At 39.3% G+C, this 24,420-nt stretch carries 26 protein-coding genes and 1 tRNA gene; 7 read left to right on the plus strand and 20 right to left on the minus strand.

Going from position 1 to position 24,420, the window contains the following annotated elements; genetic code table 11:
* Positions 1-115 precede the first annotated feature (115 nt).
* Positions 116-2,116, plus strand: a complete 2,001-nt coding sequence (gene rqcH, locus AMET1_RS04340; RefSeq protein WP_086637245.1) for a ribosome rescue protein RqcH — start codon at positions 116-118, stop codon at positions 2,114-2,116.
* Positions 2,100-3,161 carry an mRNA surveillance protein pelota gene (locus AMET1_RS04345; RefSeq protein ID WP_086637246.1) on the plus strand — a complete coding sequence of 354 codons (1,062 nt, stop codon included), beginning with the start codon at positions 2,100-2,102 and terminating at the stop codon, positions 3,159-3,161. The genes rqcH and AMET1_RS04345 overlap by 17 nt, the downstream gene beginning before the upstream one ends.
* 69 nt (positions 3,162-3,230) lie before the next feature.
* Here AMET1_RS04345 and AMET1_RS04350 read toward each other — a convergent pair whose 3' ends face one another.
* Genes AMET1_RS04350 through AMET1_RS04355 form a run of 3 tightly spaced genes read right to left on the minus strand, consistent with a single transcriptional unit; the run spans position 3,231 to position 4,720 of the window.
* Positions 3,231-3,686 carry a bifunctional nuclease family protein gene (locus tag AMET1_RS04350; protein ID WP_086637247.1) on the minus strand — a complete coding sequence of 152 codons (456 nt, stop codon included), beginning with the start codon at positions 3,684-3,686 and terminating at the stop codon, positions 3,231-3,233.
* A 25-nt stretch (positions 3,687-3,711) separates the two neighbouring features.
* Positions 3,712-3,948, minus strand: coding sequence for a hypothetical protein (locus AMET1_RS07790; protein ID WP_143406843.1), 237 nt, complete (start codon positions 3,946-3,948; stop codon positions 3,712-3,714).
* 46 nt (positions 3,949-3,994) lie between these two features.
* Positions 3,995-4,720, minus strand: a complete 726-nt coding sequence (locus tag AMET1_RS04355) for a mechanosensitive ion channel family protein (RefSeq protein ID WP_236629439.1) — start codon at positions 4,718-4,720, stop codon at positions 3,995-3,997.
* Positions 4,721-5,024: 304 nt separating this feature from the next.
* Between AMET1_RS04355 and AMET1_RS04360 the strand changes: the two genes are divergently transcribed.
* Complete coding sequence (locus tag AMET1_RS04360) at positions 5,025-5,354, plus strand: DUF5611 family protein (protein WP_086637249.1); 330 nt, start codon at positions 5,025-5,027, stop codon at positions 5,352-5,354.
* 44 nt (positions 5,355-5,398) lie between these two features.
* Here the strand turns inward: AMET1_RS04360 and AMET1_RS04365 are convergent, their stop codons facing one another.
* From AMET1_RS04365 to AMET1_RS04385, 5 genes are read right to left on the minus strand one after another with little or no spacing between them, the layout of a single operon-like run.
* Positions 5,399-6,163, minus strand: coding sequence for a DUF2797 domain-containing protein (locus tag AMET1_RS04365; RefSeq protein WP_161490765.1), 765 nt, complete (start codon positions 6,161-6,163; stop codon positions 5,399-5,401).
* A gap of 46 nt (positions 6,164-6,209) precedes the next feature.
* The gene (locus tag AMET1_RS04370) at positions 6,210-7,031 is read right to left on the minus strand and encodes a metal ABC transporter permease (protein WP_201721276.1); all 822 of its coding nucleotides are present in this window, start codon (positions 7,029-7,031) and stop codon (positions 6,210-6,212) included.
* A gap of 1 nt (position 7,032) precedes the next feature.
* Complete coding sequence (locus tag AMET1_RS04375) at positions 7,033-7,797, minus strand: metal ABC transporter ATP-binding protein (protein ID WP_086637251.1); 765 nt, start codon at positions 7,795-7,797, stop codon at positions 7,033-7,035.
* 34 nt (positions 7,798-7,831) lie between these two features.
* Positions 7,832-8,767: a metal ABC transporter solute-binding protein, Zn/Mn family gene (locus AMET1_RS04380; protein ID WP_086637252.1), complete on the minus strand. Its 936-nt coding sequence runs from the start codon at positions 8,765-8,767 to the stop codon at positions 7,832-7,834.
* A 7-nt stretch (positions 8,768-8,774) separates the two neighbouring features.
* Positions 8,775-9,245 (minus strand): metal-dependent transcriptional regulator, encoded by a 471-nt coding sequence (locus AMET1_RS04385; protein ID WP_086637253.1) that lies wholly within the window; start codon positions 9,243-9,245, stop codon positions 8,775-8,777.
* Between the two features lie 153 nt (positions 9,246-9,398).
* Here AMET1_RS04385 and AMET1_RS04390 point away from each other — a divergent pair, with 153 nt between their 5' ends.
* A complete protein-coding gene (locus AMET1_RS04390) occupies positions 9,399-10,175 on the plus strand; it encodes a sulfide-dependent adenosine diphosphate thiazole synthase (RefSeq protein ID WP_086637254.1) in 777 nt (258 codons plus the stop codon).
* Positions 10,176-10,212: 37 nt separating this feature from the next.
* On the opposite strand, the gene AMET1_RS04395 is transcribed toward AMET1_RS04390, so the two are convergent.
* From AMET1_RS04395 to tatC, 3 genes are all read right to left on the minus strand, one after another.
* Positions 10,213-10,284 (minus strand) — tRNA-Ala (locus AMET1_RS04395).
* A gap of 70 nt (positions 10,285-10,354) precedes the next feature.
* Entirely contained in the window at positions 10,355-10,693 is a 339-nt protein-coding gene (locus AMET1_RS04400; protein WP_086637255.1) for a DUF192 domain-containing protein, read from the minus strand.
* 8 nt (positions 10,694-10,701) lie between these two features.
* Entirely contained in the window at positions 10,702-11,787 is a 1,086-nt protein-coding gene (tatC, locus tag AMET1_RS04405; RefSeq protein WP_086637256.1) for a twin-arginine translocase subunit TatC, read from the minus strand.
* A 215-nt stretch (positions 11,788-12,002) separates the two neighbouring features.
* On the opposite strand from tatC, the gene AMET1_RS04410 reads away from it, so the two are divergent.
* Both AMET1_RS04410 and AMET1_RS04415 read left to right on the plus strand, forming a co-directional pair.
* Positions 12,003-13,241: a Glu/Leu/Phe/Val family dehydrogenase gene (locus AMET1_RS04410; RefSeq protein ID WP_086637257.1), complete on the plus strand. Its 1,239-nt coding sequence runs from the start codon at positions 12,003-12,005 to the stop codon at positions 13,239-13,241.
* Positions 13,242-13,334: 93 nt separating this feature from the next.
* Positions 13,335-13,547 (plus strand): ferredoxin, encoded by a 213-nt coding sequence (locus tag AMET1_RS04415; protein ID WP_086637258.1) that lies wholly within the window; start codon positions 13,335-13,337, stop codon positions 13,545-13,547.
* A 20-nt stretch (positions 13,548-13,567) separates the two neighbouring features.
* Here the strand turns inward: AMET1_RS04415 and AMET1_RS04420 are convergent, their stop codons facing one another.
* From AMET1_RS04420 to ilvE, 6 genes are all read right to left on the minus strand, one after another.
* Positions 13,568-14,647 (minus strand): radical SAM protein, encoded by a 1,080-nt coding sequence (locus AMET1_RS04420; protein ID WP_086637259.1) that lies wholly within the window; start codon positions 14,645-14,647, stop codon positions 13,568-13,570.
* A gap of 9 nt (positions 14,648-14,656) precedes the next feature.
* Positions 14,657-16,213 carry a lysine--tRNA ligase gene (lysS, locus tag AMET1_RS04425; protein ID WP_161490766.1) on the minus strand — a complete coding sequence of 519 codons (1,557 nt, stop codon included), beginning with the start codon at positions 16,211-16,213 and terminating at the stop codon, positions 14,657-14,659.
* Positions 16,214-16,456: 243 nt separating this feature from the next.
* Entirely contained in the window at positions 16,457-16,771 is a 315-nt protein-coding gene (gene cutA, locus AMET1_RS04430; RefSeq protein ID WP_201721277.1) for a divalent-cation tolerance protein CutA, read from the minus strand.
* A gap of 59 nt (positions 16,772-16,830) precedes the next feature.
* On the minus strand, positions 16,831-17,202 hold the full coding sequence (locus tag AMET1_RS04435; RefSeq protein WP_086637262.1) for a helix-turn-helix domain-containing protein: 372 nt from the start codon (positions 17,200-17,202) through the stop codon (positions 16,831-16,833).
* 110 nt (positions 17,203-17,312) lie between these two features.
* Complete coding sequence (locus AMET1_RS04440; RefSeq protein ID WP_086637263.1) at positions 17,313-18,545, minus strand: site-2 protease family protein; 1,233 nt, start codon at positions 18,543-18,545, stop codon at positions 17,313-17,315.
* Positions 18,546-18,561: 16 nt separating this feature from the next.
* Positions 18,562-19,434, minus strand: a complete 873-nt coding sequence (ilvE, locus tag AMET1_RS04445) for a branched-chain-amino-acid transaminase (protein WP_086637264.1) — start codon at positions 19,432-19,434, stop codon at positions 18,562-18,564.
* Positions 19,435-19,673: 239 nt separating this feature from the next.
* Between ilvE and ppcA the strand changes: the two genes are divergently transcribed.
* Entirely contained in the window at positions 19,674-21,284 is a 1,611-nt protein-coding gene (ppcA, locus tag AMET1_RS04450) for a phosphoenolpyruvate carboxylase (RefSeq protein WP_086637265.1), read from the plus strand.
* A gap of 162 nt (positions 21,285-21,446) precedes the next feature.
* On the opposite strand, the gene pyrG is transcribed toward ppcA, so the two are convergent.
* The 3 genes from pyrG to AMET1_RS04465 all read right to left on the minus strand — a co-directional run bounded on the left by pyrG (position 21,447) and on the right by AMET1_RS04465 (position 24,401).
* Positions 21,447-23,060, minus strand: coding sequence for a glutamine hydrolyzing CTP synthase (gene pyrG, locus AMET1_RS04455; protein WP_086637266.1), 1,614 nt, complete (start codon positions 23,058-23,060; stop codon positions 21,447-21,449).
* 140 nt (positions 23,061-23,200) lie between these two features.
* On the minus strand, positions 23,201-23,386 hold the full coding sequence (locus tag AMET1_RS04460; RefSeq protein ID WP_086637267.1) for a methytransferase partner Trm112: 186 nt from the start codon (positions 23,384-23,386) through the stop codon (positions 23,201-23,203).
* Between the two features lies 1 nt (position 23,387).
* The gene (locus AMET1_RS04465) at positions 23,388-24,401 is read right to left on the minus strand and encodes an adenylosuccinate synthetase (protein ID WP_086637268.1); all 1,014 of its coding nucleotides are present in this window, start codon (positions 24,399-24,401) and stop codon (positions 23,388-23,390) included.
* Between the last annotated feature and the right edge of the window lie 19 nt (positions 24,402-24,420).

Here is a 24,420-nt window from a genome sequence, read left to right on the forward strand (position 1 = left end):
GCTTCTCTCTTTATTGAATTTAGCAAGCCTGGGTAAAAGGATTGAGTTGGTTTGGGTTTGTGTTAAAACTAATTTGGTTCGAGGATGAATATGGTTGTAGGTTTTTGGTGTTTTTATGAAAGAGCGTATGACTAGTGTTGATGTTGCTGCTATTCAGAGTGAGTTAGGTAGGTTTGTTGATGCGAGGGTTGAGAAGTCTTATCAATTGACTGAGAATGAGGTTTTGATTAAGCTGTATCATCACATGCATGGTAAGGCTAATCTTTTGATTGTTGCTGGTGAGCGGATTCATTTTACCGAGTATCCACGGCCTGCTCCGGAACGACCCCCTAACTTCCCTATGGTTCTACGTAAACACACGAAGGGTGGTGTGATTACAGGTGTGCGTCAATATGATTTTGATCGTATTGTTGAGATAGATATTGAGAGGGGTGGTGAGGAGATGACTTTGGTTGCTGAGTTGTTTGGTGAGGGTAATGTGATACTGACATCTGGTGGTGAGATTATTGCTCCATTAAAGAGGAAGAGTTTCCGGGACAGGCGTATAAAGCGGGGGGATCGTTATGAATATCCTCCGAGCAATGAAAATCCATTGGAGCTTGAGTTAGGTGGTTTTAAAGAGATTTTCAGTGGTTCTGACTCCGATGTTGTTAGGACTTTAGCCACAAAACTCAATATCGGTGGTACCTACGCCGAAGAGATATGTCTTAGGTCGGGGGTTGAGAAAAACAAGGATGTATCTGTTGTTGGTGATAGTGAGTTAGAGCGTTTGTACAACGCTTTATCCAGTATTGCAAGTTCGATTAGAAGTGGAGATATCGATCCACAGATTGTTGAAGATGATGGTAAGGTTGATGTTGTTCCTTTAAAGCTCGAGATATATCAAGACATGAAGACAAGTGATTTTGATTCGTTTAACACCGCTTTGGATGAGTTTTTCAGCAAGGATGAGATACAGGAGTTGGAGGAAGAGAAGAAAAATAAATATAGAGAGAAACTTGAGGGGTTGGAGGGACGTAAAAAAGGACAGTTAGGTACTGCAAAGAAATATATGAACCAGTATCATGAGGGGATTGAGAAAGGAGACCTAATCTACGCCTATTTCACACAGCTTAAAGAGATACTTAACACAATCAGGGATGCAAGAGAGAACTATAGTTGGAGTGATATTAAAGATAAATTTCGACAAGCGAAAGAAAAAGAATTGGAACCTGCTAACATAGTTAAAGAGATCAATGAGAACAAAGGTGAGTTGGTTGTTAAACTCGATGACAAACAGGTCACAATAGATATACGTAAATCTATAGAGAAAAATGCCCAAAAAACCTACCAAAAAGCTAAAAAAATGAAGCGAAAGAGCAAGGGAGCGCGTAAAGCCGCAGAAAAAACCCAGGAATTGATCGATGAACTTAAAAAGAAAGACATAGAAGAGTTCAAGACACGTGAAATCCCACAAAGAAAAGTTCGTAAAAAAAACATGTGGTACGATAAATACCGTTGGTTCAAAAGCTCAGATGGTTTTTTAGTTATAGCCGGTAGAAACGCAACACAGAACGAAGAGATAGTTAAAAAACACATGGACGACAACGACCTGTTCTTCCACACACAGATGGAGGGAGCTCCAGCCGTCGTAATCAAATCTATGGGTAAAAAAATTCCAGAAACAACCAAAGAAGAAGCAGCAGTTTTCGCAGCATCCAACTCAAATGCATGGAAAAAATACTACTCAACAGACGTATACAGTGTATCACCCCACCAAGTAACCAAAACACCAGAAAGCGGTGAATACGTTGGCAAAGGAGGCTTCGTAATCCGAGGAGAAAGAGAATACTACCGAAACACACCACTAAAACACTCAGTTGGAATCCAAATCCAAGAACAAACAAGAGTGATCGGAGGACCCCCATCAAGCATAAAAACACACAGCGAATACAAAATAAACCTAAAACCAGGAGACACCGACCGGATGGAAGCCGCAGAAAAAATACAAAAACACTTCCTACAAACATGCAAACCTGAAGACCGCGACCTAATAAAAAAAATAGCCAAACCAACAGAAATAGACCGACACATACCACCAGGAGACGTGGAGATACAAAATGCAGATTCGTCATAAAAACCTTGAAGAAGGAGTACTAAAAATAGTTCCAGAAAACGTAGACGACTACTGGACAATACGCAACATAATAGAAAACGGCGATTACGTACGTTCACTAACATTCCGCAGTCCAGAAGACGCAGACGATAAAATAAGGCCAGAAGGACGTAAAAAACAAGCCATAAAACTAACAATCGAAGTAAACGAGATAGAATACCAAGATTTCTCAAACAGACTAAGAATAAGCGGAGAAATACGTGAAGGAAAAGAAGACTACATAGGAAGACACCACACAATCAACGTCGAAGAAAACAAACAACTCACAATCAAGAAAGAAAACTGGAAAAAAGACCAACTAGAACGTATAGAAACAGCTGTAAAAGAATCAAAAAAACCAAACATACTGGTAATAGCTATAGAAGAAGGCGAAGCAACCCTTGGAACCATACAGCGACACGGCATAGGAGAAACAACAACAATCAAATCAGGTTCAGGAAAAAACCTAGACGGCTCCACAAACAAAAGAAAAGATTTCTTCGGAGAAATAAACAAAATCCTAAAAAGAACCACCCAAACAAAAAACATAAACAACATCGTTCTCGCAGGCCCTGGATTCACAAAAGACGACCTATACAAATACCTAATCGACAAAACACCAGAACTAAAACAAAAAATAGTTAAAGAAGACACATCAAGCGGAGGAGAAGGCGGAATACACGAAGCCATAAAACGAGGAGCAATACAACGAATATGGAAAGAATCAAGAATAACACAAGAAGCAAACCTAATAGACAAACTACTAACAGAAATAGCAAAAAACGGAAAAGCCACCTATGGAAAAGAAGAAGTCGAAAGAGCAATAAAACTCGGCGCAGTAAAAAAACTAATAATAACCGAAAACACACTCCGAGAAAAAAGACAAGAAGGAACAGAAATCGAAAACCTACTAGAAAAAACAACACAACAAGGAGGAGAAAACACAGTCATAAGCAGCAAATTCGAACCAGGCGAAAAACTCGAAGCACTCGGCGGAATAGCCGCACTACTAAGATTCAAAACCTAAAAACACTACAAAAAAAAACAAAAACCCTAAAAACCAGAAACAACAGTATATTTTTTTATAGGTATTTTTTTATAGGTATTCATGGAATGGTTTTAGGTCTTCTATCTCCTCTTTATCCTTTCCTACCTCTTCTATTATTTTTGGTTTTGTATACAACTGTGTTTTGCATCTGGTTGACAGGGCCATGCAGTCGCTTGGACGTGCATCTATGTTGAGTTCCTTTCCTTTTTTAAGTAGGGTGAGTTGTGCGAAAAAAACACCGCCTTCCAGTTCGTCGATTATTGCTTTCTCAGCGTTGGCTCCAACCTTATCTAACAAATCGATTATTAGGTCATGTGAATATGGCCTTTTGAGTTCCATCCCTCTATGTCCTTTATCTATCGATATAGCTTCGGATAGCCCTACGTATACCTTCATATATTTGTTTTCTTTTGTTTTCAATACAACTACTGGAGCTATACCTTCAGTTGTCTCGGTTACACACACATCCTCTATATCTATTGGAATCAGGTTTTTTTCAGGCATTTTAGTTACTACCTACCGGGTTGGTTTAAAACGGGTTTGGATCTGGTATTCCACGTTCCTCTTCAGGATTGGTATACTCCCTACAATCTAGGCAGTAGTCAACATGTATCTTACCTCGCAATGAACAGTATACCATTGAGAAACTTCCACCCTCTACATACTTTATGAAGTATTTACAATCCGATGTCTCTAGGTCCTCTCTATGGCTAAACAAACCACCATTTATGTCATCGCCAGGAAACCTCTTGTCGTCATCTGTCATACCATTTATAGATTATTTGTGACACAATAAAACGTTATGCTCCCAACTATGTTTCGTTGGCCTCACTGTATTCCTGGGTTCTTAAGTCGTTTTTGAACCAAACAGACCGTTGTGGGAACGGTATGGTTATATCTTCTTCACGGAATCTTTCATCGATAAGGTAGTTCATCTGGCTTCTAACAGTTCGTCTTTCAAATGGACCTCTAACCCAACATTTTATAACAAACTCTAGTGAAGATCCACCGAACTCTCGAAACCTAACTGTCGGTTCAGGTGTTTCCAAAACCCCTTCAATCTCCTCAGCAACCTCATATAAAATCCTGGTTACCTTCTCGACATCGGAGCCGTATGCAACACCTACCGTAACATCCATCCTAACCTTCTCTTCAACATAGGAATAGTTGGTGAAAGATTTAGTAAACAACTCCTGGTTAGGAACGATTATAAATACATTATCACGGGTCCGGATTGTCGTAGACCTCATTCCGGTATCATAGACCTCACCGATAGTTCCATCCAACTCAATAACATCGCCTATTCTAACAGTTCCTTCACCCATCAAAAGAATCCCTGAAATCATGTTTGCAGTGATAGATTGCAAACCAAAACCGAGTATTATACCAACGATACCTGCAGCGGCTAACAGACCTGTGAGAGGTATCCCAATAACGTTAAACGCGACATAAACACCAAAGATAAGTAGTGTGTAGTAGGTTATCTTAACGAAAGGATGAATCTCTTTCTGATCAAACCCCCTACGCCTCAACGCCACTTTCAAAATATTTCTACCCCACCTGGCAACAAATATCGCTATAAATATAGCTATCAGAAAAATAATTATGTCCTTAAGACTGATAGAGGTCCCAGCTACGGTGAAAAGTTCGTAAGTCCAGAGGTCAAATAAACCTAAATCGAAATACATCCTACACCAAACACAATATATTAAACTACAGTTCTAAACAATCTAACTAATACCTTTTGTAATTATTACAATAAAAAAATAACCTATCTGAAAGGTAAAATACAATTTATAAAAATTTATTTATATTAGGTAAATAAAAACTGGAGTGAAAAATATGGATGGAAAGATTTTCGAAGCTAAAAGAGGGCATTATATAAAGAAAGACAAAGTAGAAGATGGTTTAGAAGAGATTTTTGGAGAATATACAAAAGAAAATGATATCTATGTTGTCAGTGACTACAAAGCTTTTAAAACTGTTGAGATCGAGGTGTTGGAGAACAAAAACAAAAAGAATAAACTACGTGTAGACACAGACTCCGACATGGATAAAGCAAGCCAGGCTTTAGATTCAAAGAGAGATTTAGATAACTTTCTAGAGTTGGTTACAGGATATACGCCTAAAGAGAGGATGAAAAAAGCTAAAGAAAAAGCAAAAAAATCCTGAAAGCTGGATAAAACCTACAAAAAATTTAAAGATATAATTAACAGTTAAAAAGAATCAAGTGCGGTTTGAGATGGCTCTATAATCTTCTTACCAGAGGTTAAGGCGATACATAGATCTCCGTTCGAAATCAACTGTCCCTTAACCCCGTATATCTCACCAGCAAACCGTCCTTTCCGCACCAACTTCCTACCTAATTTATCCGGATAGTTATAAATCTCCTGTAAATCTAAAACCCTGCCTTCAACACCGATAGGCCCCATAAAACTATCTAGTTTACATGGTTTCTTAATCAATTTCTCTTCCTTACGTATTGTCTGACTTACACCATGCTCTCTAGAGATTTTTTTCTCTAAATCCAATGCCTCCATAGAGGAAAGGCCATCTCTAACTTCAACACCGTAATCACCGCCTTGTTCCAGCCATCGCCTCACAAGTTTATCGGAGCGTGTGACACCAACCTTAACTTGACTGCCTGCCTGAACGAGATAAACGGAGAAATCAGCATCAACTCTGGCTGCAGAACGACCTATAACATAATCAGAGTATACATCTCTCTCGCGACAACTAAAACACTGGGAACCACTAACGATATCCCTGGTTTCCGGACATGGAACCAACCGACCGATATCACTGTAATATCCAGTGCAGACACGGCTGTCAACAACCTCAAACTCAACTAGATCTCCGACAACCAACTCCACTTCTCTATAACCTCCTTCACGGGTCAACTTCAAGATTGGCGTCCAACAACCGTTTTTATCACGCCAAACCACCTTTACAATACCACCAGCTATATCCAGGTCAAACACCCATCCAATATCTAACAAAATTTATATATCTATTTATTTTATTTGTTTAACTGGTTTCTGATAGCCTTTCCCCTATTTTATTACCTATTAAAGCTCCGATGAACACTATTCCTGCAAATGTAACTATTGTTGGGCCTGATGGTATGTCAAGTGCGTAGGATATCGATAAGCCTAGGTATGTGAATATTAGTGAGAATATTGTTGAGTATACCATCATGTGTTTAAGGTTGTATGTTAGTAGGCCTGCGATGGTTGGAGGTATAGATAGCATTGCTATAACCAAGATTATTCCAACAAATTTCAGAAGTAACACGATTGAGATTGAGACGATTAGTAGGAGTAGGTAGTAGATCAAGTTTGTGTTTATTCCAACTATCTCTGAAAATTCTTCGTCGAAACTGACTGCTTGGAACCTTCGGAAAAAAACGGTAATTATCAAAACGGTTATAACTGTTAGTATGGCGAGTAGTGTTACGTCTACCGATCTTATCATCAATATATTCCCGAATAGAAAACTTTCAGCTGAAGGTAGGTATCCTGGGGTTAGATAATAGAACAACGCTCCTAAAGCCATTCCAACAGCCCATATTATCCCTATTGTTGTGTCTTCTCTTTGAACAGATTCTCTACCTATATATCCTATTGAGATTGCGGAGCCTACTGCGAAGATTAATGCTCCAACCAGTGGATCCCAACCCAGGAAGAAGGCCATGCCTACACCTCCAAAGGATGCGTGGGCTATACCTCCACTTATGAAAACTATTCTTTTTACAACAACGAGGGTGCCGACCAAACCGAATATTATCGATGCAAGGAAACCAACGATTAAGGCGTTCTGGATAAATGTGTATTCAAGAAGCTCCAGCATTTTAGTTTTCACCAACGTTTTGATTCAGTTCAGGATGGTCCGGATGTTCATCTGAAAGTATGCTAACAGGAGCGCCGTATGCCTCTTCAAAAACCTCAAGCGGTATTTCGTCCTCTCCATGATATACGATTTTTTGGTTTATGCAGGCAATGCTAGTCATCTTTGAATAGACAACACCTGTGTCATGTGTTGAAACCAAAATGGTTATACCACTTTCATTCAAGGTTTCAAGTAATTCATAGATGTTCTCTTTTATTTTTTGGTCGATACTGGCTGTTGGTTCATCCAATAATAATATCTCTGGCCTTGTGGCTAGAGCTCTAGCTATCAAAACTCGTTGGTGTTGACCACCGGATAGGTCGGAGATCCGGCGGTCCATGAGGTCGGCCATCTCTACCTTCTCAAGCGATTCCCGAACTATCTCTTTATCCTTTTTACTGAATCTATTGAAAAACCCGGTTCGGCCTAAACGACCCATCTCCACGACCTCTCTAACATTTATTGGGAATTCAGGATCGAAATCCGAGTACTGCGGTACATACCCGATTTTTCCCTGTGTTTTTTCAGGTGGCCGTCCAAACACACTAACAACTCCCTGATCCGGCTTGATCAACCCTAAAATTATCTTAAGCAAGGTAGTTTTCCCCCCACCGTTAGGACCGACCAAACCCACAAAAGAGCCTTCATCTATCGATAGATCTATCTGTTTCAACGCATCAGCACCATCAAAACTCAATGAAACATTCTTCAACTCAATAGCCTTCAAAAAACCACCCCAAATAGTTTTAGAAAAATTCTGTTCATTCCAATGAGTCCTTCAACTTGTTGTAGATATCGAGTAGGTTATCATCAAGTTCTTTCTCTAATGGGTTCAGAAGCACTACCTCGCCATCGATTTCATCGGCTATCGATTGGGCTGCAGATTGATCGAATTCAGGTGAAACAAAGATGGTTTGGATCCCTTCTTCTCTGGCTTGGTCAATTATCCGCTGTTGACCGGCCGGTCCAGGCTCTTCACCCTCTTCCTCGATTGGAATCTGCTCTAGATTGTATTCGTGAGCAAAGTATCCGAGGCTTGGATGAAATATCATAAACTTCTCTTCAGAATGGTTCATCAAACCAGTTTTAATTTCATTGTCAATAGATTTCAAGTTGGAGATATATTGTTCCGCGTTTTGTTCATAGTAATCTGCGTTTTCAGGGTCCAGTTCAACCATAACCTCAAGTAGGTTTTCAGTCATCTGCACCACATTAGATGGGGATAACCAGATATGAGGGTCCTTATAGTCATGGTTATGGTCGTGATCATGGTCGTGATCATGGTTGCAGTCGGGACAGCAGGTGTGTTCCATGTCCTGTAGTGTTATGTTTTGGCTTGAGTCGGCTATTTTCATGTTTTTGTTTTGTTCGGTTATTGTGTCCATGTGTCTATCTTCGAATTCGAGTCCTGATCCTATTTTGAAGTATATGTCTGCTTTGGATAGGTCTTGGAGTCTTTGTGGGTTTGGTTCGGCTGTGTGTGGGTCTTCGCCTGGTGGTACCATGGTGGTTGTTGTGATTTTGTCTCCGCCTATTTTTTCTGCGATTTGTGTTTGTGGTGGTATTGTTAGGGCGATGTGGAGGTCTGCGTCTTGTTGGGTTATTTCGTCGGTGGCGATGTATGCGGTTCCGGCTGTTATGATTGTTATGAGGAGTATTATGGTGATTAGGGTGGTTTGTTTTTTTGTTATTTTCATGATTGCCTCATTTGATTTTTAGTGTTTTTTCTTTTATCCAGTGGCATTCGGGTAGGTGTTTGTTTGTGATTTTTTGTTGTGTATGGAAGTTGCATCTGTATTTCATATTGATTTCGGAGTTTTGTTCGATTTTTTTGATTAGTTTTTCGCTGAATGATGGTGCGATTTTGTATGATTCTTTGCAGGATTCTTCGGGTGTTAGGTTTAGGTGTGTTCTAAGGAAGTTTTCGACTATGTGGTGTTTTTTTATTTCGTTTTTTATTGTTTTGAGGCCTTTTTCTGTTATTAGGAAGCCTTTTCCTGGTATGTAGTCTCCGTATCCTTGTTTTGATAGTTTTTTCATTTTTTTGTATGCGCCTGCTCTGCTTATGTTTCGTTCTTTTGCTACTGTTGAGGGGCCTATTGGTTTTTTGTGGCCGTTTTTCTTTATGATGGTTCTTAGGTATTGGATGTTTTTTTCTGTTTTATCAATATACATGTTAACCCTTCCTTAACAAACTCGTTAACATATGGTTAACATCCTTTGTTTATAAAACTAACCCAACAAAAAAACACCAAAAAAGATAGTAATCCAACACGAATAAATCTATAATCATTTTAGATTACAGTTAAGTTCTGGAGAGTGTAAAACTTGAATGTTGACGATAAATTTGTATCAAAAGCAATAATAGACGAATTCAGCAAAGACTTCCTCGACTCACTATCAGTAGACGTAGCAATAGGCGGCGCCGGCCCCGCCGGAATGGTAGCAGCAAAATACCTAGCAGAAAACGACATCAAAACAGCCGTATTCGAAAGAAAACTAAGCGTAGGCGGAGGCATGTGGGGCGGAGGCATGATGTTCCCCCGAATAGTCATAAAAGAAAAAAGCCTACCAATCCTAGACGACCTCAACATAAACTACAGAGAATACCAAGACGGCTACTACATAGCCAACTCAATAGAAAGCGTAGGCCAAACCGCCGCAGAAGCAGTAAAAGCAGGAGCAGAAATATACAACCTAATGACAGTAGAAGACCTACACTACAAAGAAAACAAAGTCAATGGAGTAGTCATCAACTGGAGCTCAGTAGACCTAGCCGGACTACACGTAGACCCACTAACAATAGAATCAAAAATAACAATCGACGCAACAGGACACGACTGCGAACTTGTTAAAGTAGCACAAGAACGAATAAACAAAAAACTAAACACAAAAACCGGGAAAATAATGGGTGAAAAATCCATGTGGGCCGAACAAGGCGAAAAAGACGTCGTAGAACTAACAGGAGAAGTACTACCAGGCCTATACGTAACAGGCATGGCCGTAAACGCAGTCCACGGAAAACCAAGAATGGGTCCAATATTCGAAGGAATGCTACTATCAGGCAAAAAAGTAGCAGAACAATGCATCAAAAAACTAAAATAAAAAACACAACCCAAACCAAATCTACAGAAAAAGGTTATGGACCGACCGGGATTCGAACCCGGGGCCTCGTCCATGCCAAGGACGCGATCTACCGCTGATCTATCGGCCCAAACTCAACGTTATTTTGTGTTTTATAGTTAAAAAGATATAGGGAAAAAAGAACAAAAGAGATATCGAGATTATATATCTATTATCAATTTCTCCCCCACATCCACTTCCTTATAGTTCTTTTCTGGTATTTCAATTATTTTTTGAGCAACTCCCTTCGCCCTACCTCTCCATGCCTCCAGCTTACTAATCTTCCTAACCCTATCCCTCTCATCTAAAAAAAGAGCCGTGATGTTGAATGGGACAAAAAGCATGTGGAGATTTACCTCCTTTTCTTCCTTAAAAATAAAAACCATCGCATAGTCATCTGGTGGATTAAGTTTGAACATCAATCCCTTCATTCTCGTTAGGTATGTGTCTGCAACATCAATCTCCCTTGCAACCACCACTCCATCCTTGGTCTCTATCATAGTTATCTCTATCTAACTAATTTTTTTTGCACCGTTTCAAGTAGGTATGTCAATCCAACAATCAAGATGGTTGTTGTTATAATCAACGTGATCTCGTTGACGTTGGGCTCCAACAATGTATATCCAGCTAATACAGCTATTATCGGTCCTAAAATACCCACATTCATTATTTTGTTGTTTAATATTACTTTGAAGCTTAATCTATGGCCAATATAAAATATCAATGCTACTATAGAAACCAATATCCACCATGGAAGCCCTAGCTGTATAGCGATATACCATGCAAGCAATCCACCCCCTGCTCCAAAAACACCACCTGTTCTCTCAAACTTACGGAAAAATGTCTTGATATCCTGCTCCGTTCTAGGTGTTAGATACCAACCCACCGCTAAACTTGCTTCATAAAGTATTATGAAGACCACTGTAACTATCATCTGTGAAACAAGTGTAGGGTCAGGCGAAACAATGCTCGCTATCACGAAGAAACCAATATAAAAGAATATCCGTTTGTCTTTGAGAAATGTCGGTGAAATCAAATCGATCTTAATAGCCAGCAACATTACTATTGGAAGTTGGAACAAAAACCCGAAAGTCGCTATAATCGACATAACAAAGTTATAGGCAAGCTCTATCGATATAGCCGGCTCTACAACCCCTTCACCCATATAAAAAACAAGGTTTGCTACAACCGGTACAACCAGGAAATATGCAACAGCTACTCCCATGAAGAAAAGCAGCACCGACCCAGGAGTTATCAATGCAAAAAACCTCTTTTCATTTTCGAAAAGCCCCGGCTCCATAAACTTGAAAGCCTCATATATTATTAAAGGCAGGCCAACACCGATCGCGAAGATGAAAGAAAAATTAAACTGTATTAAAATAGTTTCCAAAGGATCGTAGACAACCAACTCGCTTGGATCCATAACCGGTTCAACAACCCAACCAATCAATTCAAACGAGAATATGAAAGCTATAACTGACAGTATTATTATGCCGACCAGTGTTACGACCATTCTGTCCCTAAGCTCGAGGATATGCTCCATCAAAGGACGTTCTTCATCCCCATCCGGATCCCCGAAATCTCTATTCTCCATTCACCTACCTCACAAACCCAATCATCTTTGAACCAATAAAACTTCAACAAAACCCTATTGTTCAAAGGGTTTAGAACCTAGAACAATAAAGAGTTTTTTTAGATAACAAGTTTTCGAACCAAAAAATAACTATACCCAATATATAAAATTGGAATTGAAAAATGGTTAAAGGCATTATTTAAGTCTTGTTCACCAATTCTGTATTGGTGGTTTAAGTGGTTGACACTGGTTTTTCAAGCTATATACATAAGGCAGGTGCGGCAGTTGGTGTTGATGAATCGGTTATAGATAGGATTATTAAGCCTGAAAAGGTTTTAGAGAGCTATGTATCTCTTGTTGTAGATGGAGAGCCTAAAACCTACAGATGTATCCGGTGTCAACATTCATCCCTATTAGGTCCCTACAAAGGTGGTGTGCGTTTCCATCCAAATATATCTATAGAAGAAACTTTAGAGCTAGCTCAGACAATGACTTTTAAAAACGCTGTTGTTGGAGTGCCTTTTGGAGGGGCTAAAGGAGCCGTCTGTTGTAATCCTAAAAAAATGAGCCATGAAGAACAAATGGAGTTGTCAAGACTTTATATAAAGAGTTTAAGCGGTTTTATTGGTCCTAAAAAAGATATTCCAGCTCCAGACGTTAACACTGGACCTGAAAACATGGCCGTTATGATGGATAGTTATTCAGAACTGACTGGTCAGAACACACCTGCCGTAGTAACCGGTAAACCTGTTGAAGTTGGTGGAACCGCCATAAGAACAGGTGCTACAGGCCGGGGAGTAGCCACTGTATACAAAGAGTATATAAAAGATGTTGGTTATCCAATCGATGAAGTAACAGTCGGTATTCAAGGATTTGGTAAAGTAGGGCAGGTAGCTGCAAAACACATAGAGATGATGGGTAGTAAGGTTGTCGGGGTAAGTGACTCTAATGGAGCAATACACAACAGAGATGGACTGCCAACACAAGAAGTTATTGATTGGAAAAAAAAGACAGGTTCTGTTGTTGATTTCGATAAAGCCACAAACATAACCAACGATCAACTAATAACCCACGACTTAGATATATTGATTCCAGCAGCACTAGCAAACGCCATAGACAAAGACACAGCAAGTAAAATAAAAGCTAAAGCCATAATAGAAGCTGCAAACAACCCAGTAACTCCAAAAGCCGATAAAAAACTAAATAAAGCCGGAGTCACAGTAATACCGGATATATTAGCAAACGCCGGTGGAGTAACAGCATCATACCTCGAGTGGATCCAAAACACACAGCACTACAACTGGAGACAAAAGAAACTACATAACGAACTTGACAACAGAATGAAAACTGCATACAACGAAGTTAAAAAAACACACGAAAAAAACGAACAAAACTACAGAGAAAGCGCAATGCAGGTCGCACTAAAAAAACTTGTGAAAACCCTAAAAATCCGTAAACCAATGTACCAAAAATAGCCAACAATTACCCTATAGCTAAACAACCTTAACTCAATTATACTAGGTCTATATGTTGTTGGATATTTTATATTTGGTTAGGAGGAAGTGTTTATGAAAATTATTGTAGATCAAGACGCCTGTATTGGGTGTGGTATATGTTCAGATGTCTGTAGTGAGGTTTTTGAGACAGATGACCTTGACATCTCTCAAATCGTTACAGAATATAGAAACGAGGATGTTAACGTAGGCGAGGTCGATGAAGAAATAGATTGCATAGATATAGCCGTTGAAGACTGTCCCGTAGCCGCAATAGAAATCGAGTAAAAAACTCTAAAACTCTTTCTTTATTTTTCTTTTTTGTTTTTGTTTTCTTTTTTGTTGAGTGGTATTTTTTGTACTTGGAATCTGTTTGAGGTTGGGTATATTTCGATTATGTCTGTTTTTAGTTGGTGTTTTGTTTGTAGTTCGATGTGTATTTGGTCTGCTATCCACCATGCTGTTTCTGTTTTTTGTTTGTGTTGTCCTATTTTGTTTTTGGGTACGTTGTATTGGGTTTTTAGTATTTTTTTTGTTTGTTTGGGTGGTTTTCCGGTGATTATTGCTCTTATTAGTGTTCCGTCTTTTGTTATTTCGTCGTATGGTTTTGCTTTTTGTTTTGCTGTTCTTTGTAGTCTTTTTCTTAGTTGGATTGAGTCTTTGTAGTTGGATGTGCAGAAGTGGATTGGTTTGTTTTGGTTTTGGTTTATTATTTTGGTTGCTGTTTCTCGGCTGTTTTTTATTGCGTGTGTGGTTTCTCCGATTGGTTTGTGGTTTTTTTGTTTGATTTTGTTGTAGTTTGTTTCTGAGTATTCGAATTCGTTTAGGTTGTAGAAGTCTATGTGTTGGTGTGTTTGGTTTATTATTTTTTGTATTTCTCTGGTTTTGTTGGGTATGGCGGGTATTTCTATTCCTGTTTCCATGTGTTTGGTTGATTGTTTGATTGGTTTGAGGTAGGGTTGGAGGTTTAGGTTTTTTATGTGGTATCTGATTTCATCTAATCCGTGTTTGCTTAGTTTTTTTATTGTTTTGGTTTTAGGGGGTTTTGATGTGTATAGGTGGATGTGATGGTCTCCCCCATATCGGTTTTTTAGTGTTTTTATGTATTTGAATAGTTTTTTTTGTTTTAGTAGTGGTTCTCCACCGGTTATTCCTGTTCCAGTGGCATTCATGTTTTCTATTTCTATGAATACGTCTTTAGGTGTTTTTACTAGTTTTTCATTGATCCATGTTTTATCTTTGTTTTTTCGTTTTTTTGAGATTGGGCAGTAGTAGCAGTTTTGGTCACATATTCCTGTGAGGAATAGGACAGCTTTTGCTCCTTTTCTGCAGTGTTTACATCCTGTTGCTATTTCTCCAGTGCTTATCGATTTATTGTTGTTTTCCATTTTATTTTGTCACACGTTTTTTTCTGCGTTTTCTGCTGCTTTTTCTAGTCTGTTTACTACGAATTCTTGGTCTAGTGATAGTAGGAACCATGCTGCTCTGGGTCCTGATGGCCTGCCTAACAATGCTATGTATATTGATGCGAATGCTTGTCTGGGCTGTAGGTCATGTTTTTTGAATATGTTGTAGATTTGGTTTTTTAGTTCTTGGTCGCTGTATTCATTGTTTTTTATTTTTTTACTGAGTTTTTTCAGGAACTTTGCTTGTTTTTGGTTTAGTTCATCGGTTTGTGGTGGTAGTTCTTTTTGTATCTGGAATTTTGCTTTTTCTGGTGCGTATTCTTGTACCCATGTTTTGGCTCTTTCTATCCATTGTTCTATCCATTCTTGGTTTACTTCTTGGTTCCAATGGCCTGTTCTTTCAAGTATTTTTTGTATTCCTTCTCTGTCGTTTGAAATCTGTACTGCGTTTACAAGGTGTTTGAATGGTATTTGATTTGGTTTTTGTTTTGGAGGTTGGTTGTTGGGTTGTGAGAGTTCGTATGTTTGTTCTTTCTCTTGGTCGAGCTCGTTGTTGTAGTACTGTTGTTCGTGTTTTTGGTAGTTGTTTATTGTTTGTATCATGCCGAACCCTGTGTCAATTTCGATATGCCGGTTTGGTGGTTTCTCAACCAACATATATCTTATTATTTCCGGTGGTAGGAACTCTAACATTCTTTTCGGTGTTAAAGCTATTCCTTTCGAGCTTGACATCTCGCCTTCGCCTTTCAAACCTACCTGTTCGTATATGATTGGGTATGGTTGTTCGTATCCATATACCTCTTTTGAGATTCTTTTACCGGTGTCGTATGAACCACCATCAGCTGCATGGTCTTTTCCAAAAGGCTCCACCGTTACGCCTAAAACTGTCCATTTAGCCGGCCAGTCCACTCTCCATGGTAGTTTACCCTCACCTTCCTCGATTTTAGCAGTTCCTTGATACCCACATTCACACGTATAAGAGACCTTTAGGTCTTTGTAGTCATGTGGAGTCGTTGTAGATATCCGGCCACACTCACTACATAATGGGTTATACGGGAGCCATCCATCCGGAAGTTCCCGTCCAGTTTCTTCCTCCAATATCTCCCTTATTTTCTTAGTTTCATCAAGGGCTTTTGCAGTTACTTTTGAGAAATCACCGTTCTTGTATAACTCACTTGCATACTTTATCTCCGGATTTATACCTAAAGTATCAAGACAACCTATAAACTCGGTGGCATAATGTTCTGCATAAGACCCATGACATCCCTCTGGATCTGGAACCATGGTTAAAGGCTTACCCACATGTTCACGATAGCTAGAATCAAGATACGGATACACCTTTCTCAAAGGATCAAAATCATCAAAAATAAATATCAACTCTGAATCCGCCTCAACCCTACCTAACGCTTTATGCATCAAATCAGCCGTCAATATCTCCCTAAAATTTCCATAATGAATCGGACCCGAAGGAGAGATACCCGAAGCTACAACATGTCTGTCTCCTTTCCACTTCACCGCTTCATCCGCTTTCGAAATAGACCAATGCAATTCTTTCAACTCCTTAAGAATAAACCAACAAATAGAAACACAACAACAAAGATAAAACCACGATCAATCAAACCAAATAAAGCCAAACCAAACCAAACTAAACTAAAATATATCGGTATTTTTGAGAGTTTTATTGATTTTGTTGTTGGGGGGTTGTGAAAACCATTTTTTTGTTTTGTTATGTCTTTGTTGTTTGGTTGTTTGTTTAGGTTGGTGGTTTTTGGTTTAATTTGTTTTGGATTGTTATTCTTTTACTTCTTCTTGTATCCAGTTTTGATATATTTCGGTTGTTTGGTTTACATCGAAGAATAGTATTGCTGGGTTTTCGTAGCTATGTAGTTCTTTAATTTTGTTTTTTGTTTGTTCAACAGCTTGTTCGGTTGTTTTAACTATTAAAGCATGTTCTTTATCTTTGTTTATCTCACTGTTCCACCAATATATAGATTCAATCTCCCCTATTAGGTTAGCACAAGCTATCAATCTTTCTTGAACCAACGCTTCAGCGATTTTCTGTGACTCCTGCTTAGACCCAGTTACTACATATCCAATTTTAACCATCAATATTCACTCCATGTATACCTATCCTAACCTTTAGTTTTTAGTATAATCGTAGTGAACTACCTACTACCATACCTCGGGTATGCTTTGGTGTGGAAGGGGTTTCCTGTTTCGATGACGCTACTTGCAGGTACATTACAGAACTGAATCTGGTGTTTGTTGTCTGTAGAGGTTGCAGTCTCCGCAGGCGTAACTTCGGTAAGTCCCTTACCTAAAATATTATCTGCTGCGTTGAGTTCTTCAGGGAAGTGGTTGTAGATTTGTCGGCACAGTTCAAGATGTTTTTCCAGTTCTTGCTTGTCCTGTTCTGAAGGGTAGGGACGATACTTGTAACTCCTATTCATAGTCATACTCCATAAGGTAACTTCCTCAACAACTTTTTTTATTGGTTCAGGTGATCCATCCCCAACCTTACTCCACATTCGTTCCATGAGGAAGAGAACTTCTCACCCCAAATAAGTTAAATCTGGTTAAACTAAGCAGGTATAGTCCGGTTTACCCTGATTTGATAAGTTGATTTTGTTTTTATGGTTTGTGTTTGTTATATCATTAGTAGGTAGATTATTGGTGCTAGGTATATTGCTATGAATATTATGCTTATTGTTCCGACTATCCATTTTGTTGCTTTTTTTGTGTTTTTGATTGTGTTTTGTTTTTCTAGTAGTGATTCTATGATTTCCCAGAATACTCTTCCTCCGTCTAGTGGGAATATTGGCATCATGTTTAGTATTCCGAGCCAGAAGTTGAGTAGTCCCATCCAGAATGCGCCTTGTGCTATTGTTAGGGCTATGTCTGGGTTTATTTGGGCGTCGTAGAATGGTGTGTCGAGTGTTGGCATTGTCATTCCCATTTGTGGTGTTATGTAGGCTATTGGGTTTGAGAATACTGAGTATAGTCCGTATACGTCGATTAGTTGTATTCCCATGTGGGGTTCTCCGTCTTGTTGTCCTAGTTGTAGTGTGTATTCTCCGTTTTGGGCGGTTTGTATTGTTATTGTGTCTCCGGGGTTGTGTTGGTTGATGATGTCTTGGAATTCTTGGTGGGTTTCTATTGTTTGGTTGTTTACGCCTGTTATTATCATGTCTTCTTGTATGCCTGCTTGGTAGGCTGGTGAGTTTTCTTGTACTTCGACGACTCCTATTCCTGGGGATACTGGTGTGAATGTTGTTGTTATAATTAGGAAGACTATTATTATTGAGATTGCGGCTAGGTATATGTTTGATGCTGGGCCGCTTGAGAACATCTTTAGTTTTTGTATTCTGGTGCTTTGTTTTATGTCTTCTATTTTGGGTTCGACGAATGCTAGTGGTAGTACGGCTAGTAGGCCGAATCCGACTGATTCGACTCCTATGTTTTCTACTCTTGCGTATATTGCGTGGGAGAACTCGTGTATTACTACTGCTACGATTAGGGCTATTAGGCCGAATATTATGGGTAGGGCTAGTCCTGGTAGGAGTATTGCTTCTGATATTGCTACGTCTGTTACTAGGTCGGGGCCTAGTACTATTATGAATAGTTGGAATGCTAGGAATATGGTTACTATTAGGATTGCTGCTAGTGATAGGATTATGTTGAGGGTTCCTAGTTTTTTTAGGGGTTTGCGCCATCTTTTTGCGATGTAATCCATCAGTTGTTTTCCTTTTTCGGTTCTCCATGCTAGGAATAGAGCGCTGTCTAGAGAGAACCCTAGGCGTTCTAGGTATCCTTTGTAGTTTAGTATGTTTAGGATTATCCAGAATGCGAAGAAGGCTAGTATTAGGTAGTATATTTCCATTTATTTTTTTCTCCGGTTAGCCGTATATGGGTGTTCCGATCTCTCCTGTTATTTCTTTGAATTTATCCATTAGTTTTTTGGTTATTTTTCCTGGGTTGCCGTCGCCGATTTGTCGGCCATCTACTTTTACTATTGGAGCGATTTCTGCTGCAGTGCCTGTTACAAATATTTCATCTGCTGTGTATATATCGAATAGTCCTAAATCGGTTTCTTGTACTTCGATTCCTTTGTTTTTGGCTATGTCTATTGCTGTTTTACGTGTTATTCCTTTTAGGTTGTTTAGTGCAGGTGGTGTGTATATCTGGTTGTCTTGTATTATGAATAGGTTGTCTCCGGAGCCTTCAGATATTTTTCCTTGTTGGTTGAGGAATATTGCTTCGTCTCCTCCTTTGACGTTTGCTTCGATTTTGGCGAGTATGTTGTTGAGGTAGTTTAGTGATTTTATGTTTGGTGGTAATGCGTCTATTGAGTTTCTTCTAACAGCTACGGTTACTGCTTTTAGGCCTTGGCTGTAGAGGTCGCCGTACATTGCGTCCCATTCTTGGACTATTATTATTACTGTTGGTTTTGGACATTTTTGTGGGTCGAGTCCTAGTGAACCTACGCCTCTTGTGATTAATGGTCTTATGTATGCGTTTTTTAGTTCGTTTTTCTGAAGTGTTTTTATGATTGCTTGGTTCATTTCTTTTTTTGTTATCGGGATATCTAGTTTTATAGCTTTTGCTGAGCGGTATAAACGGTCGATGTGTTCTTCGAGCTTGAATACTTTTCCTTCGTATGCTCTTATGCCTTCAAAAACTCCATCGCCATACAGCAATCCGTGGTCGAAAACGCTTACAGATGCTTCTTCTTCATGGACGTAATCGCCATCTATGTAGACATATGTCATCTATTTCCCTGCCTGTTTTTAATTTTATGTTAATATATAGGTTGTCAGTTTTTTTGAATATAGTTGGTTGTTTCTGGGTTTTGGTTGTTTGTTAGGTCTAAATATTTTTCGTTGAAAAACGGGTTTTTTTCTTGTATTTGTTTTTAGCTGTTTTATTTTGTTGTTTATAGGTATTGTTTTTTTGTTGTTTTTCACCAAAATTTAAGTTGTTAGCTCACATTTTATTTGCAGGTCTTATTATGAAGATTCCGAAAACTATGGTTACCCAACATCCTGATAGCGCCACTAAATATACTCCTATTCAGGATGAAGCTGAGGAGGGACTTGAGTCCTTAACATCTATTGAAGATGGTGGGCTTGGCTCCGATGAGTATATGGTGGATTATGAGGGGAAGATGACTCCTTACCATCAGGTTTCCCAAGTGGTTATGGGGATTATACAGAACACAGATCTTGTTCCTGGTGAAGATGTGTACATCACTCCTAGGATACCAAGTGCTTCTGAAGAAACTGTTTTTAGACAACTAATGACCTTAATGTCTATCATGGAAGCTAATCACCAAGCTTCTCAATACCAAGACAACCTACCTGTTTTTGAAGTTATACACCCAATGACAAAAGATGCTAACGAACTTCTTGATGTAAAAAAACGGTTTAGGTTTGTTTCAAAACTTAGCAAAGAAGAATTCAACATACCTGAAGATTTCAATTTCTACTTAATACCTCTCATTGAAGAAGTTCCCGAGTTGATGTCGATCGGCAAGATTCTTGACGAATACATCCAAGGTTGTGAACGAGAACTAGATGAACAACCAGAAAGGCTAAGGGTGATGCTTGGACGTTCAGACCCCGCATTGTCTTACGGAAACCTCCCTGCAGTTTTCAGTGCTAAAATCGCTATATCAGAATGTAACAAACTGAGCGACAAACTGGACTTAGATGTTGCACCAATCTATGGAGCCGGAGCACTCCCATTCAGAGGACACATCATGCCGGACAACATCGAAAGCGTTATGGAGGAATTCGCAGGTGCAAAAACAATAACAATACAATCCGGTATACGCTACGACATCGGTTATGAAGAAACCAGAAAACTAATCAAAAAACTACAAAAAGACCTATCAAAACAAGACCCCCTCCGATACGACGAACAAGAGATGGAGGAAATCAAAAACTACATAGGTGTTTTCACAAAACATTACCTAAGAACATTCTACCAAATAATAGAAACAGTAAAATCAATCTCAGACCTAATGCCAAGCCAACGTGACAGACTCGCAAGAAAAGGACCAGTAGGATACGCAAGAGACGTACCAATGCCAAGCGATATAGCCAAGTTAGTCAGCGACCAAGAACTACAAAAAGAACTAACAGAGATGCAGCTAAACAAACTACCTGAACTACCACGAGCAATCAGTTTCACAGCCAGCCTATACACAATCGGATTACCACCCGAATTCATAGGTACCGGCCGAGGCCTAGAAGAAGTAGGACGTAGATTCGGCGACGACGCAATAGACAAAATATTAAACAAATATTACCCATCAATAGAGAACGACCTTAAATTCGCCGGAAGATTCGTAAACCTCAACTTCGCGCAAGACTTCCTACCAGACCGATCAGTAAGAATGGTAGACCAAGACATAAAAACATTAATGGACTACATCGACTTCGAAATCGGACCAATGAACGACCAAGACGAAGTATACATGGACATCATGGAAACACTAAAACCAGTACTAAAAGAAGTATACATGGACAAACCAGGACTCATGAGCCAAGAAACCGAAGAACAACTATTCAAAAAAGGACTAGAAAGAATGGGAAAAATCCGAGGAAGCCTCGGATAAAACCCAACCCCAACCTACCTCATCAACCCCGTATTAAAAAAAATCTAACCAAAAAAACCAAATTAAACCCATCTTAATTTAGTTTAGTTTAGTTAGTCTTAGTGAGGTTTTTTGGTATGGGATATTTTATTTTTTTTTGTTTTTTGGGTTGTTGGTTTTATTTTATTTTTGTTTTTTGTTTTGTTTTGCTGTTTTTATTAGTCCTTGGAATGGTGGGCTTGGGTTTTCTAGTCTTGATTTGAATTCTGGGTGGAATTGTGTGCCCATGAAGAATGGGTGTTGTGGTAGTTCTAGTATTTCGATTAGGCCTGTTTTTTCTTCTTTTCCTGAGAATTTCATTCCTGCTTTTTCGAGTTGTGGTATGTATTCTGGGTTTACTTCGTATCGGTGGCGGTGTCTTTCGATTATTCTTGTTCTTTGGTAGAGTTTGTGTGCGAGTGTTTGTTTTTCGATTATTGTTGTTTGGTTTCCGAGTCTCATTGTTCCGCCTAGTGATTTGATGTTTTTTTGTTCTGGTAGTATGTCGATTACTGGTTCGTCTAGTTCGTCCATTATTTCGGAGCTTCCGCAGTTTTGTAGTTTGAGTACGTTTCGGGCGTATTCGATTACTGCTAGTTGGAAGCCGAAGCAGAGTCCTAGGAATGGTATTTTTTTGGTTCTTGCGGTTTTTATTGCTTTTATTTTTCCTTCGGATCCTCTTTTTCCGAATCCTCCTGGGACTATGATTCCGTCTACGTTTGTTAGTTGTTTTTCTATTTGGTTTTGTTTTTGTTTTTCGAGTTTTTCTGCGTTTATCCAGTTTATGTTTAGTTCGAGTCCTTCTTTGGCTGCTGAGTGTTTTAGTGCTTCTGTAACGCTCATGTAGGCGTCTTCTAGTTGTGTGTATTTTCCTACTAGGGCTATTTCGATGTCGTCGTTTGGTTCTAGTATGTTTTCGACGTGTTTTCGCCATTCTTGCATGTCTTTTTCTTTTGATTGTAGGTTTAGGTGGTTTAGTATGATGTCTGTGGCGCCTTCTTTTTCGAGTTGTAGTGGGACTTCGTATATGTCTCTTGCGTCTGGAGCGGATATAACCGATTTTTTAGGTACGTCGCAGAATAAGGCTATTTTTGATTTGGTTTTTTTGTTTAGGGGTTTTTGTGATCTACCTACTACTATGTCTGGGTGGAGTCCGAGTTCTCTTAGTTCTTTGACGCTGTGTTGTGTTGGTTTGGTTTTTTGTTCTCCGACTACTTCGAGTGTTGGTACGAGAGTTACATGCACTAACATGACGTTGTTGGGGCCTTCTTCGTTTATAAGCTGTCTTGTTGCTTCTAGGAAGGGCATTCCCTCTATGTCTCCTACTGTGCCTCCTAACTCGATTAGGCAGATGTCGGCGTAGCTATCTTCTGATACTTTTCGTATTCTATCTTTGATTTCGTTAGTTATGTGTGGTATTATCTGAACTGTTCTCCCTAGGTAGTCTCCATTCCGTTCTTTCTCTATGACTGATCGATATACCTTTCCAGTTGTTATGTTGTGTTCGCTGGTCAGTTCTTTGTTCAAAAATCTCTCGTAGTTTCCAAGGTCGAGGTCGACTTCACCTCCATCCTTTAACACATAGACCTCACCATGTTGGAATGGACTCATCGTTCCAGCGTCAACATTTAGGTATGGATCTATCTTTATCGCTGTGACGTCGAAACCACGTTCTTTAAGTATTCTCCCAATCGATGCGGCGGTAATCCCCTTACCTATACCGCTCATTACTCCTCCAGTTACGATAATATAATTCATGAATTGTCATCCTTTTAATGAAACTTGTCTTTGGCTGAACAACTCAGCTAGTGAACCTATAGAATTGGTTTGTTGGAAATGGATTTGTAGTTATCTTCTGGTTTTTTGTGGTTTTTTTGGTTTGTGTTTTTAGGGTTTGGTTATTTTTTGTTTTTTGTTTTTGGTAGTAGGTTTGGTATTCCTTGTTTTATTGGGTATTTTTGTTTGCATTTGCTGCAGGTTAGTGTTCCTTCTGTTATTTTGTTGTCTTTGGTTTTTTGTTTTGTTAGTTTTAGTTTGTCTCGGCATTTTGGGCATGCTAGTTTGTCGAGTAGTTTTTCTTTCATGTTAGAGTTTCTCCTTTCTTAGGTCTATTGTTTCATTGTTTTTTGGTCCTGTGGATATTAGTGTGACGGGTATGCCCAATTCGCTTTCTTTTGTTTCTATAAATTTTTTGGCTTTTGGGGTTAGGTTTTGGTATTGTGTGACTCCACGGCAGTTTTGGTCGTATTTGTCTATGCATGTTATGGCTGCTTGTGTTGCTCCGTTAACCATTACTGCATATTCGGCCCAGTCTTTCATCCAGCTTCCTACTCTTCTTGGTCGGCCTGTGACTGTTCCGTATTCTTCTACGCCGTGTTCGAGTGCTTCTTGTTTTGTGTATTCTGTTGGGAAGGGGCCTTTTCCTACTCTTGTTGGGTGGGCTTTGAATACGATTAGGACTTCGTCTATTTTTGTTGGGCCGATTCCTACGTCTGATGCGGCTTGGCTTGCTCCGGTGTCTTTGGATGTGACGTATGGGTATGTGCCGTATATTAGGGATAGTCCGAAGCCTTGTGCTCCTTCGACTATTATGTCTTCGTTTTTGTTTATTGCTTTGTTGATTTCTTTTGGTACGTCGGTTAGGTATTTTTTTAGTTTGGGTATGTCTTTTGCTTGTTTTAGTTTTCTTGCGGCTCTGTCTTCGTTTGCTGGACCACATCCTGTTCCAGTTGTTTCGATTTCTCCTGAGAGTCTTTTACTTTGTTTGTCTTTTTTGATGTGTTTTTGTTCTATTATTCCACATCTTTTGTCGATTCCGATTTTTTCTTCGATTTCTAGTTGTTGTATTTCTTTTTGCATTACTTCTGGGTCGATTAGTGTTCCAGCTCCTATTAGGAGTCTGCAGTTTTTGTTGAAGAATCCGGATGGGGTTAGTCTGGTTCCAAACTCCTTGTCTCCGATTTTTACTGTGTGTCCAGCGTTTGGACCTACTCCTCCTCGAGCTACGATTGATGGGGAGTCTTCGCGTACAAGGTGTGAAACTATCTTGCCTTTTCCTTCATCACCAAAAAAACCACCGATTACAATAGTTGTTGCCATAGGTACCCTACCTTCATCT

It is taken from the genome of Methanonatronarchaeum thermophilum (genome assembly GCF_002153915.1).
Taxonomy (GTDB): domain Archaea; phylum Halobacteriota; class Methanonatronarchaeia; order Methanonatronarchaeales; family Methanonatronarchaeaceae; genus Methanonatronarchaeum; species Methanonatronarchaeum thermophilum.

Excerpts from the sequence above, each read along its gene's own strand:
- ppcA (WP_086637265.1), top strand. The coding sequence starts at position 19,674 with ATGAAGATTCCGAAAACTATGGTTACCCAACATCCTGATAGCGCCACT.
- AMET1_RS04465 (WP_086637268.1), bottom strand. The coding sequence starts at position 24,401 with ATGGCAACAACTATTGTAATCGGTGGTTTTTTTGGTGATGAAGGAAAA.
- rqcH (WP_086637245.1), top strand. The coding sequence starts at position 116 with ATGAAAGAGCGTATGACTAGTGTTGATGTTGCTGCTATTCAGAGTGAG.
- AMET1_RS04400 (WP_086637255.1), bottom strand. The coding sequence starts at position 10,693 with ATGATAGAGACCAAGGATGGAGTGGTGGTTGCAAGGGAGATTGATGTT.
- AMET1_RS04440 (WP_086637263.1), bottom strand. The coding sequence starts at position 18,545 with ATGGAAATATACTACCTAATACTAGCCTTCTTCGCATTCTGGATAATC.
- AMET1_RS04380 (WP_086637252.1), bottom strand. The coding sequence starts at position 8,767 with ATGAAAATAACAAAAAAACAAACCACCCTAATCACCATAATACTCCTC.
- AMET1_RS04415 (WP_086637258.1), top strand. The coding sequence starts at position 13,335 with ATGAAAATTATTGTAGATCAAGACGCCTGTATTGGGTGTGGTATATGT.
- AMET1_RS04420 (WP_086637259.1), bottom strand. The coding sequence starts at position 14,647 with ATGGAAAACAACAATAAATCGATAAGCACTGGAGAAATAGCAACAGGA.
- AMET1_RS04360 (WP_086637249.1), top strand. The coding sequence starts at position 5,025 with ATGGATGGAAAGATTTTCGAAGCTAAAAGAGGGCATTATATAAAGAAA.
- AMET1_RS04370 (WP_201721276.1), bottom strand. The coding sequence starts at position 7,031 with ATGCTGGAGCTTCTTGAATACACATTTATCCAGAACGCCTTAATCGTT.
- tatC (WP_086637256.1), bottom strand. The coding sequence starts at position 11,787 with ATGGAGAATAGAGATTTCGGGGATCCGGATGGGGATGAAGAACGTCCT.
- pyrG (WP_086637266.1), bottom strand. The coding sequence starts at position 23,060 with ATGAATTATATTATCGTAACTGGAGGAGTAATGAGCGGTATAGGTAAG.
- AMET1_RS04385 (WP_086637253.1), bottom strand. The coding sequence starts at position 9,245 with ATGTATATTGATAAAACAGAAAAAAACATCCAATACCTAAGAACCATC.
- AMET1_RS04350 (WP_086637247.1), bottom strand. The coding sequence starts at position 3,686 with ATGCCTGAAAAAAACCTGATTCCAATAGATATAGAGGATGTGTGTGTA.
- AMET1_RS04345 (WP_086637246.1), top strand. The coding sequence starts at position 2,100 with ATGCAGATTCGTCATAAAAACCTTGAAGAAGGAGTACTAAAAATAGTT.
- ilvE (WP_086637264.1), bottom strand. The coding sequence starts at position 19,434 with ATGACATATGTCTACATAGATGGCGATTACGTCCATGAAGAAGAAGCA.
- AMET1_RS07790 (WP_143406843.1), bottom strand. The coding sequence starts at position 3,948 with ATGACAGATGACGACAAGAGGTTTCCTGGCGATGACATAAATGGTGGT.
- AMET1_RS04460 (WP_086637267.1), bottom strand. The coding sequence starts at position 23,386 with ATGAAAGAAAAACTACTCGACAAACTAGCATGCCCAAAATGCCGAGAC.
- AMET1_RS04435 (WP_086637262.1), bottom strand. The coding sequence starts at position 17,202 with ATGGAACGAATGTGGAGTAAGGTTGGGGATGGATCACCTGAACCAATA.
- cutA (WP_201721277.1), bottom strand. The coding sequence starts at position 16,771 with ATGGTTAAAATTGGATATGTAGTAACTGGGTCTAAGCAGGAGTCACAG.